This is a genomic window from Salarchaeum sp. III, from assembly GCF_036418315.1.
In the GTDB taxonomy this organism is placed as follows: domain Archaea; phylum Halobacteriota; class Halobacteria; order Halobacteriales; family Halobacteriaceae; genus Salarchaeum.
In genome coordinates this window covers 120118-132221 of record NZ_JAZHPG010000026.1, presented here as the reverse complement: position 1 = coordinate 132221, position 12104 = coordinate 120118, and the positions used below count along the sequence as shown (strand labels likewise).

The following is a 12104-nucleotide window of genomic DNA, read 5'->3' as shown; positions in this document are numbered from 1 at the left end:
GCGACATTCGCTACGGTGAGATGGGGAGAGTGAAGCCAGTTCAGTAAGATATAGGCGAGAAAGCCACCCAGTGCTGCGGTTAGTATCTGGACAAGCCAAGGTGGCACACCACCAAACGACAGACCCACCATTTCAGTTGTCGGTTCACACAACAGTTTAAAAAGAGTTCTGCGGGTGATACTGCAGAATCGATAGATGGGAAAATAGCTCTTTGAGTTCGTTAGCCGTCCTCGAAGAACTCCCTCCGCTGCTCGGCCTTCTCCTCCTCACTCCGCTCATCGTAATGTCGATCCAGCGTCTTCATCGACGCATTCACACGATCCCCTACAGCCTTCTTCGGGGCATCATTCCGCAACCAGTACGTAATCGAACCCGCTCGAATCGCATGCGGACGCTGGTTATGTGGACACTGGACGTAGTTGTCGTATGAGCCAGTGTGCTCGCATTCGAGTGGGTCTTTGTCCGCTGGACACCCATGATTCGTATAGCAGGGTGTCGTGAAGCGATACACGCGCTTGTTGAGGTTCTGCTTGCTCATTCGGCCGTACTTCGAGGAGAACAACGGTTCACGGCCATAGTCGTCCTCAACAGCGACGCGCTGGACGTCGACGTAGTCCGCGACAACCTCCGTGACGGTTGCGTCCAGCGTCACCACACGTTCGCCGTCCTCCCGATTCTTCAACCGCGTCCCCTGATCGGGCCGATGCACAACGTCAAACGCCCCGTTCTCACGGTCGAAATCCCCGACATCAAGAGAGTGCAAGCCTCCCATCCGCAATCCCGTCGTCCACTGCAGGACGAACAAGACGTGATCCATACTCGCGTACTCGAACGTCGAAAGATACTCCCGAATCCCCTCGGCTTCTTCGCCACTCATGTGATCCTCGTTGTGATTCTCACCATGGTCGAGGTCGGGGACGTTGAGCTTCTCTGGAATTACTGGGTCGACGGCGTCAACAGTAACACAGAACCGCATGAATGAGCGGAGTGCGGAGAGGTTCGTCCGCAACGTCACCTTCGAGATATCCTCACCCCGCCAGTTCTTGAATCGCGTGAAGTCCCGTCCCGTTATCTCGTTGAGATTCTCCACTCTCGGTTTATCCGTATCTTCGCCCTCGCACCATTCGGCGAACTTCGAGAGCTGGTAGCGTTTCGCTCGCACGGAGTTCGGGGACAAATCCCCGTCAATATCTTCTATATACAGTTCTAACGCCTCACGTGGCGTGATGGGTTCGAGTTCGGTCATCGTTGGAATCCGAAGCCAGCGGCCAGCGACCGCAAACACGAATCCACGCATCCCACGAGTAGACTCGAACCCACACAGACCGTCGAATCGGGGTGAAAGCCCCTGACTCTGGATGAATTCACGCACGACGGGAGTACGACATCCGCGGAGCGCATCGTCCTGCACGTCGACATGGACTGCTTTTACGCCTCGTGTGAGCGCCGTCGGGAGCCCGAGCTTCGAGGCGAGCCAGTCGTGGTGGGGATGGGGTACGAGGACGGTGAGACCACTGGGGCGGTCGCGACGGCGTCCTACGAGGCGCGGGCGTACGGCGTGGAGAGCGCGCAAGCCATCACGAGCGCGCTGGACCGACTGCCGCGGACGGCCGCGAATCCCGAGGACGCGGACGCGGGCCACTATCGGCCGGTGGACATGGAGTACTACCAGTCGGTCGCAGACGAGGTGAAGGAGATTCTGCACGACCTCGCGGACACCGTTCGGGAGGTGTCCATCGACGAGGCCTACCTCGATATCACGGAGCGGACGGAGTGGTCGGTGGCGGAGGGGTTCGGCCGGCACGTGAAGCAGCGCATCGCGCGCGAGGTCGGGGTGCCGGCGTCGGTCGGGGTCGCGCCGAACATGAGCACGGCGAAGATCGCGAGCGACCACGACAAGCCCGACGGCCTCACGGTCGTCCAACCGGACGACGTGAAAGAGTTTCTCGCGCCGCTGGACGTGGCGCGGTTGCACGGCGTGGGTCCGGTGCGGGCGCGCGACCTGCGCGCGGAGGGCGTCGAGACCATCGGCGACCTCGCCGAGACGCCGAAACACGAACTCGTCTCCTGGTTCGGCGACCGCGGCCGGGAGCTTCACGAGCGCGCGAACGGCCGGGATACGCGGCCCGTGGAGCCGCGCGGGAAGCCGAAGAGCCTGAGCCGCGAGTCGGCGTTCGACGGCGCGACCGACGACTTCGACCGGATTCGGGAGCGAGTGGACGCGCTCGCGGAGGCGGTCGCGGAGCGCGCGACCCGGAAGAACGCGCTCTACCGAACCATCGGTATCAAGGTCGTGACGCCGCCGTTCGACGTGAACACGCGCGCGAAGAGCCTCCCCGGCCCCGTGGACGAACCTGACCTCGTGCACGACGTGACGCGCGAACTGCTCGCGGAGTTCGCGGACGCGGAAGTCCGGAAGGTCGGCGTCCGCGTCTCCAACCTCTCCTTCTCCGACGCGGACCAGGCGAAACTCGGGTCGTGGGAGGGGAGTTCGGAGCCGCCGGGCGTCCGGGAACGCGAGTCCGACCCGGACACGGGGACGGCGAACGGGCCCGGCGGACAGGCGAGCCTGGGTGAGTTCGAGTGAACAAACTGCCCCGCGTGTCGGACGGCGAGTGGCAGCTAGACCGGCACGCGCGCATTGTCGTCTACGAGGCCGAGAGCGGGAACGAACTCCTCACCATCTACGACTGCGCCGCCGCGCAGAAACCGCCGTCGGCACAGATTCGCGGAAACCTCGTTCGAATCGACGCCGACCACGACCTCCGGCGCACGCCGACCGGCTACCTTGTCGACATGCGGGAGAGAGCGGTGCTGGAGGCGCAGGCGGCGTCGCACTACGTCGTGCGCGCCTAGATGTCGGTCGGCGCGTACGACTGGTCGCGCGCGACCACGGTTTCCGGGTCGAACCGCAGGAACACCATCTCGTCCCCCCACGTCTCGGGTTCGGGGAACCGCGACTCGTCCCAGGCGTCGAGGTCGGATCCCAGGTAGCGTTCGAGGAGGCGGATCGCGCGATCCGGATCGTGTGGTTCGACGGTTGTCTGCCCGCGCATTCCGACGTGCTGGACGCGGCCGGATCGGGCGTCGAAGTCTACGATCGCGAGCGCCGTTTCCGGGTTGTCGCGGATCCGGCTCGGGTAGGTCTTTTCGTCGTCGGCGATGTGCCAGACTGCGTCGTCCTCCCACAGGAACCAGAGCGGGGATACTCGGGGGTCGCCGTCCGCGACTGTTCCGAGGAACGCGAAAAGCGGGCGGTCGAGAAAGTCGTCGAGCTCGACCGGGAGGGTGTTCTCGACGACGTTCATCAGAGGTCGGTGACGAGGTCGCGGAGCGCGGCTTCGGGGTCGTCCGCCTTCGCGACGCCCGACGCGAGGAGCACGCCCTCTGCGCCGAGGTCGCGGGCGGCCGCCACGTCGTCGCCGGTGGAGATGCCCGCGCCGCAGTAGACGGGCACGTCCCCGACTTCGCTCGCGGCGTCGACGGCGGCGCGTACCACGTCCGGGTCGGCCTGACTCACCGGCGTTCCGGTTCCGATGAGTTCGGGGGGTTCGACGGCGACCGCGTCCGGCGAGAGCTGGGCGACTGCGCCGACCTGCGCGGGGTTGTTCGCGCACACGACCGTATCGAGGCCGGCGCGCTCGGCGGCCGCGACCGCGTCGTCGATGTCCGCGAGCCGGAGCCGGCGCTCGCTGTGGTTCAGGAGCGTGCCCTCAGCGCCCGCGGCGGCCGCGCGTTCGGCGAGCGTGCTCCCGGTGTGACTGCCGTGTTCGACGGGACTGACGTGTTGCGCCCACGTCTCCACGCCCGTGTCGGCGACGGCGCGCAGGTCGGCGGCCTGCGGCGCGACCGCGATGCGCGCGCCCGTCTCCGCGGCGACCGTCTCCGCTGCCGTCCCGATTTCCACGGGGTCGCAGGGGTAGGCCTTCAGGTTCACGAGAACGAACATAGCCGAACGCGCGCACCCGGGCAGAAAAGGCCTGTCGGATTAGACCGCGAGTTCGCTCTCGTCCTCGGTGCCCTTCATGCGCTCGACGATGTCGTTCACGAGCACGATGTCGCCGACGGCGCGCACCCACCGATACGGGATGATGACGCCCTTGTTCCCGGTCGCGTGGTCGGTGAACAGGTCGGCGTTCAGCTGTCCGAGCGCGAGTCCGTTCACGACCTCTGCATCGAGATCGAGCCGGAGGTCCTCGATTTCGCCGACGAACACGCCGTTGTTCGAGTAGACCTCGCGGCCGACGAGGGTCGTAATCTCCTGCGGAGTCTCGTCCATGTCACCGGCGATGCGTCCGCGGCCCTTAACTCTTGTAGGCTTATCGGAACCGGTCGAGCACGTCCCCGAACGTGTCGAGCGCGGCCGCCATCTCGTTCGGCGCGAGCCCGAGGCTCACGCGCACGCACTCCGCGTCCCCGAAGAACCGCCCGGGAACGACGAGCAGGCCGTTCTCCCACGCGCGCTCCGCGAGCGCGTTTCCGTCCGCGTTCGCGGGGTCGAGGAACGCGAACGTGCTCCCGGGCGCGACCGTCCCGCTGAGGTCGTCGCGCTCCGTGACGAACGACGAGAGCAACTCGGCGTTCTCCGCGAGCAGCGTCCGCGAGCGCTCCGCGAGCCGGTCCTGATTGTGGAGCGCGCGCATCGCGAGCGTCCGACTCGGCCCCGGGACGGCGTGGAAGTGGTGGCTGACCGAGCGCGCGCGCTCGACGAACGCCTCGTCCGCGACGAGCCAGCCGATGCGGAGGTCGCCCAGTCCGAAGAACTTCGTCAGCGACCCGGTCACCACCGCGTCCTCGAAGCCCACCGCGCTCGGGCCGCCGAACGGCCCGTCGCCGCTCTCGGGGTGGTAGGGTGCGTACACCTCGTCCACGAGCAATCGCGCGCCTCCCTCCCGCGCGACCTTCGCGGTCTCGGCGAGCGTCTCCCGCTCCGCGAGCCGCCCCGACGGATTGTGTCGGTTCGTCACCGTCACCAGTTCGGTGTCGGGCGTGAGCGCCTTTCCGACGCGGTCCGGAGAGAGAGCGTCGTTCTCGTCGCGGAGGAACCGGTCGACCTGCGCGCCGAGCGCGCGCGGCGACGCCACCAGCGGCTCGTACCCCGGTTTCTCCACGAGCACGCGCGACGCGGACGCGTCTGCTTCGTCCCCGCTCTCGTTCTCGAGTGCGGCCGCCGCGGCGAGGAAGTTCGCCTGCGTCGCGCCGCCGGTCACGAGGACTTGCTCGGGTTCGACGCCGTACTCGCCCGCGATCTGCATCTCCAGACTCGCGCCCGTCGGCGGGTCGTCCAGGCCCTCCAGGGGCGACGGGACGACCTCGGTGTCGCGGTCGCGGTCGCCGCGGAGGTCGCTCGTCCCGAGGTCGTACATCGCCACCTCGGGGCGACCGGTAATCCACTCCAGGTACTCGATGTCGGGGAACACACCGGTCGTTCTTCCCGCGCGAAGTTAGGCGTTCTCGTCGGGTGTCGGGCGGAGGCGGAACGCCGCGCCGGACGCGTCCAATACGAGCAGCGAGTGATAGCGGAGGTAGGTCGTCACCGGCACCTGCACGGCGACGAGGAGCGCGAACGCGACGAGGAGCGCGAGCACGCCCACTGCCGCCAGGATAATGGTGGCGACGCCGGTGAGCGCGAGCCCGGAGAACGCGAGCGCGACCGGGACGGCGAACGCGCCCGCGACGATGCTCGTCAGGATGCCCGCGAGCACGGAGAGCGCGAACCGGACCGCCGCGTACGCGACGAACTGCCGGAGTTCCCCGCGGAGCGTGGGCCAGAACGTCCGCCAGCCCTCGATGACGCCGACCCCGCGGTCCTGCATGAGGGGGACGACGAACGCGGTGGTCGCGGCGCTCGTGACGACCGCGGCGAGCGCGAGCACGCCCGCGATTGGGACGAGGACGACGGCGACGACGGCGAGCGTGATGGATTCCGTACCGAGCGCGGCGAGGAGGAGTGCGACGACGCCCGCGACGGGGACGAGGACGACGAGGAGGAGCGCGAACCGGAAGCCGAACAGGCGGAGGCCCGGGGCGAACCCGGCGGCGAACTGCCGGCGGAGGCCCACGGTGCGCGTCCGGAGCGCCGACACGAGCACGAACTCCATGACGGACCCGACGACGCCGAGCACGGCGAACAGCGCGAGCGCGATAGCGGCGAGCACGACGAGTCGCGGCGCGGTTTCGAGCGCGTTGCGGACGCCCCAGGTCGGCACCGCTTCGATGGAGACGGAGGCGTTCCGGGTGCCCGTCGCGCCGCCCGCGAACACCGCGACGACCGCCAGCCGGAGCCACACGCCCAGTTGAACGGGCGTGAGGAGGCTCCGCGTCTCGTCGAGCGCGTCGTCGAGCGTGGAGAGCGCGTACCAGTCCATACTCCCGGTAGCGCCACCATCGGGATAAAAGAGACGGACGCCGCTACCCGAGGAGCGCGTCGAGGTCGGCGTGTTCGGCGAGCAGGCCGCTCATCCGCGCGACGGTGTCCTCGTTGCGGACGTGACCGCCGCCGAGCACGGCTTCGAGGCGTTCGACGGTGCGGAGCGTGTCGGTGTTCACGACGAGCACGGGGACGCCCGCGTCCGCGGCCTTCCCGAGCACCGCGCCGGATGGTTCGTGGCCGCCCGTGAGGACGAGGCACTCGACGCCGGGCGCGTCCAAGGCGGCGGTCTGGACGTCCGCGCGGTCGCCGCCCGTGACGACCGCGGCGTTCGTGGAGCGGCGGAAGTGCCGGAGCGCGGACTCCCCGCTCATCGCGCCGACGAGGAAGCGCTCCACGAGCCCATCTGTGTCGGCGTCGCCGAGCGTGCGCGCACCGAGTTCGTCCGCGAGGTCGGCGACGGTGACGCCCGCGAGTTCGGGGACGCGCGGGAGTGCGCCGAGCACGGGCACGTCCCGGGATTCGAGGAACGCCGCGGCGTCCGCGTCCAGGTCGTCGAGTGCGGCGTCCGTGACGCGATTGAAGAGGACGCCCGCCAGCCGGTCGCCGTAGCGGTCCGCGGCGTCCAGCACACCGTCCACGTCCCGGGATTCGCCGTAGTCGGAGACGAGGACGACGCGCGCGTCCAGGAGGTCGGCGAGCGCGGGCGGTGCGAGGCCGGCAGCGCGGCCCGTGCTCGGCGTTCCCGCGGCCTCCACGAACACGTCGTCCGCGCTCGCGCTGATGCCGTCGTACGCCGTGCGGACGCGCTCGCGGAGTTCGTCCGCGTTCTCCTTCCCGCGGAGCACGCCGTCGACGAACGTCGGCGAGTACACGACCGGCTCCATCTCGTGCACCTCGGTGTCGAGGCCGAGTACGTCCCGCGCGAGCAACGGGTCGGGGTCGAGCGTCTTCCCGACGTTGCTCTGCAAGTGGGTGCCGAGCGGCTTCATGTACCCGACGCTCCGCTCGCGGTCCTGCGCGGCCCGCGCGAGCGCGAGCGCGACCGCGGTCTTTCCGGTGCTGTCCGCCGTCGATGCGAGTAGTGTCGTCGTCATAGTTCGTCTGGGTCGATAGTGAGGCGGACGTCCACGGCCTGCACACCGTCGGCCGTCGCCACGAGTGGGTTGATGTCCAGTTCGAGAATCGCCGGGAAGTCGGTCGCGAGCTGGCTGAGTCGTTCGATGCTCTCGCGGAGCGCGTCGAGATTGGCGGGTTCGCGGCCCCGTGCTCCGCGGAGGAGCGGTGCGGCCTGGATGTCGGAGAGCATTCCGTCGGCCTCGCGCTCGCTCACGGGCGCGACGCGCACGGTCGTGTCCTCCATCACCTCCACGAAAATCCCGCCCAATCCGAAGAGGACGAGCGGGCCGAACTGGGGGTCGCGGTTCACGCCGAGAATCGTCTCCGTCCCGCGGTCGGTGTCCACGAGTTCCTGCACCTGGACGCCGAGAATCGCCGCGTCCGGCTGGTAGTTCCGGGCGCGGGAGACGAGGTCCTCGTACGCGTCGTACACGTCCTCGTTCGGCACGCCGACCTTCACGCCGCCGATGTCGGACTTGTGGAGGATGTCGGGGCTGACGATTTTCATCACCACGTCGCCCTCGACCTCGTGCGCGAGCGACACCGCGTCCTCCGGCGTCTCCGCGATGCCGCCGGCGGGCGTCGGGATGCCGTACGCGTCCAGCAGTCCCATTGCCTCCACGCCGAGCCGGGTTTCCCCGCGGTCGGCCGCGGATTCGAGGATGTCGCGCGCCGCCGCCTCGTCCACGTCGAACTCGCGTGGAGGTTCGTACTCGCGCTCCCCGACGCGGCGCTGGCGGGCGAGCGCGTCGAGGCTGTCCACGGCCCGCGCCGGGTCGAAGTAGTTCGGAACGCCGGACTCGCGGAGGCGGGCTGACGGCTCCTCGGCGCGACTCCCGCCCATCAGCACCGCGGCGACCGGGAGGTCGTGGGCGTCCTGTGCCTCACCCACGACTTCCGCGAGGTCGGCGTAGTCCAGCACGGCGGTGGGTGCGGCGACGACGACGGCCGCGCCGACGTTCGGGTCGCCGAGCACGGTGTCGAGCGCAGTCCGGAACCGCTCGACGCCCGCGTCCCCGATGACGTCCACGGGATTGTAGCGGTTCGCGTTCTCCGGTAAGGACTCCGCGAGCGCGTCCAGCGTCTCGTCGGTGAATGACGCCATCGTGAGCGAGGAGTCGCCGACGGCGTCTGTCGTCATCACGCCCGGGCCGCCCGCGTTCGTCACCACGGCGACGGAATCGGCGTCGGGGAGCGGGAGGCCGTCGAGCGCGCGGGCGTAGTCGAACAGCTGCTGGACGGTCTCCGCGCGCACCACGCCCGCCTGGTCCAATCCGGCCTCGTAGGCGGCGTCGCTGCCCGCGATGGTGCCGGTGTGGCTGGACGCGGCCTGCGCGCCCGCCTCCGTCCGCCCGGACTTCACGAGCACGACCGGCGTCTCGTCCGTCACGTCGCGCGCGGTGTCGATGAACGCGCGGCCGTCGCTAATGCCTTCGAGGTAGCCGAGAACGACGCTCGTCTCATCGTCCCCCCACGCCTCGACGAAGTCCGTTTCGTCGAGCACGGCCTCGTTCCCGAGGCTGACGACGTGCCGGAACCCGATACCCTGGTCGCTCGCCCAGTCGAGCGCGGCGGTGATGAACGCGCCCGATTGGCTCATGAAGCTTATCGACCCCGGGAGCGCGTCCGCGGGGCCGAACGTCGCGTTCATCGACGCCGGCGTGCTCATGATTCCGAGGCTGTTGGGGCCGACGAGCGTGAGGCCGTACTCGTCGGCGACGGCGGCGAGGTCGCGCTCGCGCGCCGCGCCCTCGCTCCCGGCCTCGCCGAACCCGGCCGTGATGACGACGACGTTCTCGATGCCGGACTCGCCGGCCTCCCGAACCACGTCGACGGCGACCGACGGCGGCACCACCACCACCGCGAGGTCCACGCCGGGTACGTCCGCGAGCGAGTCGTGACACCGATAGCCGAGCACGGCCTTCCGACCGGGGTTCACCGCGACGACCTCGCCGTCGAACGAGTCGAGGTTCTCCAGGACGGCGCGCCCCACCGACCCGGCGCGGTCCGTCGCGCCGACGACGGCGACTCGGTCGGGGTCGAAGAGGCCGGTGGCTCCTACACCTGTCATCACGAGAACGAACGACCGGTCGGCCGATAAAACTACCCACTGAGTTTTAGGAATGCCAAAAATAGTTCCGAAAATAGAAAGAGTGTTTATATTAAAGCGTGCGTATGGTCTCGCTCTCCGCGCTCGCGTTCGTCGTGCTCGCCGGCCTCGTCACGTGCCTCGCGACCGGCCTCGGCGCGCTCCCGTTCTTCCTCGTCGACGAGATACCCGACCGCTGGACCGTCGGCCTCTGGGGGGTCGCGTCCGGCATCATGCTCTCCGCGTCAGGGTTCGGCCTGATACTGCAGGGACTCAACTACGGCACCCCCATCGAAGTCGGCGCGGGTGCGCTCGCCGGTGTCGTTCTCGTCGTCCTCGCCCACCGCGTCATCTCGGATGCCGAGATCGACCCGCGTGAGTTCGCGGAAGCCGACTTCCAGAAGCTCGTCCTCATCCTCGGCGTCCTCACCGTCCACTCCTTCCCCGAAGGGGTCGCTGTCGGCGTCAGCTTCGCGAACCTCGGCCTCGAAAGCGCCGAGAACACACTCGTCGTTCTCGGCTTCTCGATGCCCGTCCTCGCCGCGTTCATGACCATCGCCATCAGCATCCACAACGTCCCCGAGGGCCTCGCGGTCTCCATTCCCCTGAAGAACCTCGGGATGAGCAAGTGGCGGATGGTCGGCGCCGCCGTCTTCTCCAGCCTCCCCCAGCCCATCGGCGCGGGTATCGCGTTCGTCTTCGTTCGATGGGCGCGTGCGTTCCTCCCCTACGGCTTCGGGTTCGCCGCGGGCGCGATGACGTACCTCGTTCTCTCCGAGTTCGTCCCCGAAGCCCTCGACACCGGCCGCGACCTCGAACACAGGGGACTTCCCGCGTTCGCGCTCGGCCTGCTCGGCGGCGCGCTCGCGATGACGCCGCTCCTGCTCTACTGACGTAGGCGCTCCCAGGCGGATTCGAACTCGCCCTCGGCTTCGGTGAGCGCGGACCATTCGTCGAGGCCGCGTTCCTCGCGCGTTCCCGGAATCGTGTTGTCGAGCACGAACGCGGTCAGCCCGCCGATCGCCATTCCGGTGCCGCCGACGACGTACACCGTCTGTGCGACGACTTCGGTGCCGAGCAGGACGCCGAGCACGGGCACGTCGGCGAATCCGGCCTGTAACACGCCCGCGTCCGCCACGCCGCCCATGTACGCGGGGACGGCGAGACCGACGAACAGCGAGAACCCGAGCACGTAGATGTTCCGCGAGGAGTCGAGGTCGACGTACTTCAGGTTCGAGAGGCCGACCGCGACGATTTGGCCGAACATCGCGACGAACAGCCCGCCGACGATGGGGTCGGGGATGGTGGTGACGAGGCCGCCGACGTACCCGACGAACCCGACGACGAGCATGAACAGCGCGCCGATCTGGACGACGTACCGGGACGCGACGCCGGTGAGTCCGATAGCGCCGACGTTCTCCGAGTACGACGTGGAGCCGTTCCCGGTTCCCATGACGCCCGCGAACGCGCTCATCAGGCCCTCCATGCCGATGCCGTGGTTGATGCGCTTCGCCGAGGGAGCGCTCGTGCCGGAGAGCCGCGCGACCGCGTGATAGTCGCCGAACGACTCGAATACGGAGGCGAGGAAGCCCGCGAACATCCCGACGATGTATGCCGGCGTGAACAGCGGCGTCCCCCACTGGAACGGCGACGGAACGGTGAGCGCGGGCGCGGACGTGACCTGCGAGAGGTCCACGTAGCCGTACGCGTTCGGCCCGATGACGCCGACGACGGAGAGGACGGCAGCGATACCCCACGCGGTCACAATGCCGATGAGGACGGGGTAGAGGCGGAACGCCGTGCTCACCGTCGAGAGGTACTGACTGAACCCGACGATGAGGAGGACGGTGAGGCCGAGCAAGTACCAGTTCTGTTGGGCGCCCGCCATCTGCGCGTTCACGTCGATAATCTGCGGCGCGTTGAACAACGCGAGGCCGATGAGGGCGATGGTCGGCGCGATGCTCACCGGCGAGATGTACTTCTTCAGCCACCCCACCAAGCCGACGTACCCGATGACGGTTTCCGCGAGCGCGGCGACGATGATGGCGCCCTGGAGCTGGCGGAGCATCACCTCCCAGCTCGGCGGGTTCGGCTGGCTCGCCATCACGCCGACGATGGCGAGCGCGGGCGCGAGCAGCGCGAACGACGCGCCCTGCACGATGGGGTAGCGGTTCCCGAGCGTCGTCTGTGCGAGCGTCGCCGCCCCGGAGACGACGAAGAACGTCCCCACCAGCTGGGCGGTCGCGTCCGCCGGCATCCCCATCGCGGCCGCGAGGATGAGCGGTACCGCGATGTTCGCGCCGACCATCGTCAGGTAGTGCTGGAGGCCGAGCGCCGCCGCGCGACCCAGCGGCGGTTCGTCCTCGATTCCGTACTCCACCAGGGACTCCTCCACGCGCTCCGTCCCCGGTTCGCCCGCCATCCCCTCGGGGGGCGTCTCGTCCGAACTCATTCCGAGTAGACCGCACAGACGCCCGCGGGATAAGCGCCGCGCTTCCCCGACAGCCAAACACAATCTCTTTGACA

At 68.4% G+C, this 12104-nt stretch carries 12 protein-coding genes; 3 read left to right on the top strand and 9 right to left on the bottom strand.

What is annotated here, in order from left to right:
- Positions 1–220: 220 nt before the first annotated feature.
- Positions 221–1246, bottom strand: a complete 1026-nt coding sequence (locus U3A55_RS09435) for a tyrosine-type recombinase/integrase (protein ID WP_330991252.1) — start codon at positions 1244–1246, stop codon at positions 221–223.
- 171 nt (positions 1247–1417) lie between these two features.
- On the opposite strand from U3A55_RS09435, the gene dinB reads away from it, so the two are divergent.
- Both dinB and U3A55_RS09425 read left to right on the top strand, forming a co-directional pair.
- Complete coding sequence (gene dinB / locus U3A55_RS09430; RefSeq protein WP_442978296.1) at positions 1418–2587, top strand: DNA polymerase IV; 1170 nt, start codon at positions 1418–1420, stop codon at positions 2585–2587.
- Positions 2584–2856, top strand: a complete 273-nt coding sequence (locus U3A55_RS09425) for a hypothetical protein (RefSeq protein ID WP_330991251.1) — start codon at positions 2584–2586, stop codon at positions 2854–2856. Before dinB ends, U3A55_RS09425 begins: the two co-directional genes overlap by 4 nt.
- On the opposite strand, the gene U3A55_RS09420 is transcribed toward U3A55_RS09425, so the two are convergent.
- The 7 genes from U3A55_RS09420 to U3A55_RS09390 are packed head-to-tail and all read right to left on the bottom strand — an operon-like array spanning position 2853 to position 9560.
- Positions 2853–3308, bottom strand: a complete 456-nt coding sequence (locus U3A55_RS09420; RefSeq protein WP_330991250.1) for a pyridoxamine 5'-phosphate oxidase family protein — start codon at positions 3306–3308, stop codon at positions 2853–2855. The genes U3A55_RS09425 and U3A55_RS09420 overlap by 4 nt on opposite strands.
- Positions 3308–3949 (bottom strand): triose-phosphate isomerase, encoded by a 642-nt coding sequence (tpiA, locus tag U3A55_RS09415; protein ID WP_330991249.1) that lies wholly within the window; start codon positions 3947–3949, stop codon positions 3308–3310. The genes U3A55_RS09420 and tpiA overlap by 1 nt, the downstream gene beginning before the upstream one ends.
- A 39-nt stretch (positions 3950–3988) precedes the next feature.
- The gene (locus U3A55_RS09410; protein ID WP_330991248.1) at positions 3989–4279 is read right to left on the bottom strand and encodes a PRC-barrel domain-containing protein; all 291 of its coding nucleotides are present in this window, start codon (positions 4277–4279) and stop codon (positions 3989–3991) included.
- Positions 4280–4319: 40 nt separating this feature from the next.
- Positions 4320–5420, bottom strand: a complete 1101-nt coding sequence (locus tag U3A55_RS09405) for a pyridoxal phosphate-dependent aminotransferase (protein ID WP_330991247.1) — start codon at positions 5418–5420, stop codon at positions 4320–4322.
- Between the two features lie 24 nt (positions 5421–5444).
- Positions 5445–6368, bottom strand: coding sequence for a DUF7544 domain-containing protein (locus tag U3A55_RS09400; protein ID WP_330991246.1), 924 nt, complete (start codon positions 6366–6368; stop codon positions 5445–5447).
- Positions 6369–6411: 43 nt separating this feature from the next.
- The gene (locus U3A55_RS09395; protein WP_330991245.1) at positions 6412–7467 is read right to left on the bottom strand and encodes a phosphotransacetylase family protein; all 1056 of its coding nucleotides are present in this window, start codon (positions 7465–7467) and stop codon (positions 6412–6414) included.
- A complete protein-coding gene (locus U3A55_RS09390; RefSeq protein WP_330991244.1) occupies positions 7464–9560 on the bottom strand; it encodes an acetate--CoA ligase family protein in 2097 nt (698 codons plus the stop codon). Before U3A55_RS09390 ends, U3A55_RS09395 begins: the two co-directional genes overlap by 4 nt.
- Before the next feature lie 104 nt (positions 9561–9664).
- On the opposite strand from U3A55_RS09390, the gene U3A55_RS09385 reads away from it, so the two are divergent.
- A complete protein-coding gene (locus tag U3A55_RS09385) occupies positions 9665–10471 on the top strand; it encodes a ZIP family metal transporter (RefSeq protein ID WP_330991243.1) in 807 nt (268 codons plus the stop codon).
- Here the strand turns inward: U3A55_RS09385 and U3A55_RS09380 are convergent.
- Positions 10465–12030 carry a uracil-xanthine permease family protein gene (locus U3A55_RS09380; RefSeq protein ID WP_442978295.1) on the bottom strand — a complete coding sequence of 522 codons (1566 nt, stop codon included), beginning with the start codon at positions 12028–12030 and terminating at the stop codon, positions 10465–10467. The genes U3A55_RS09385 and U3A55_RS09380 overlap by 7 nt on opposite strands.
- Positions 12031–12104: the final 74 nt, after the last annotated feature.

What these genes read in the sequence shown, in the direction of transcription:
- tpiA (WP_330991249.1), bottom strand. Translation starts at nt 3,949, where the DNA reads ATGTTCGTTCTCGTGAACCTGAAGGCCTACCCCTGCGACCCCGTGGAA.
- U3A55_RS09435 (WP_330991252.1), bottom strand. Translation starts at nt 1,246, where the DNA reads ATGACCGAACTCGAACCCATCACGCCACGTGAGGCGTTAGAACTGTAT.
- U3A55_RS09420 (WP_330991250.1), bottom strand. Translation starts at nt 3,308, where the DNA reads ATGAACGTCGTCGAGAACACCCTCCCGGTCGAGCTCGACGACTTTCTC.
- dinB (WP_442978296.1), top strand. Translation starts at nt 1,418, where the DNA reads ATGGACTGCTTTTACGCCTCGTGTGAGCGCCGTCGGGAGCCCGAGCTT.
- U3A55_RS09380 (WP_442978295.1), bottom strand. Translation starts at nt 12,030, where the DNA reads ATGAGTTCGGACGAGACGCCCCCCGAGGGGATGGCGGGCGAACCGGGG.
- U3A55_RS09410 (WP_330991248.1), bottom strand. Translation starts at nt 4,279, where the DNA reads ATGGACGAGACTCCGCAGGAGATTACGACCCTCGTCGGCCGCGAGGTC.
- U3A55_RS09395 (WP_330991245.1), bottom strand. Translation starts at nt 7,467, where the DNA reads ATGACGACGACACTACTCGCATCGACGGCGGACAGCACCGGAAAGACC.
- U3A55_RS09400 (WP_330991246.1), bottom strand. Translation starts at nt 6,368, where the DNA reads ATGGACTGGTACGCGCTCTCCACGCTCGACGACGCGCTCGACGAGACG.
- U3A55_RS09390 (WP_330991244.1), bottom strand. Translation starts at nt 9,560, where the DNA reads ATGACAGGTGTAGGAGCCACCGGCCTCTTCGACCCCGACCGAGTCGCC.
- U3A55_RS09385 (WP_330991243.1), top strand. Translation starts at nt 9,665, where the DNA reads ATGGTCTCGCTCTCCGCGCTCGCGTTCGTCGTGCTCGCCGGCCTCGTC.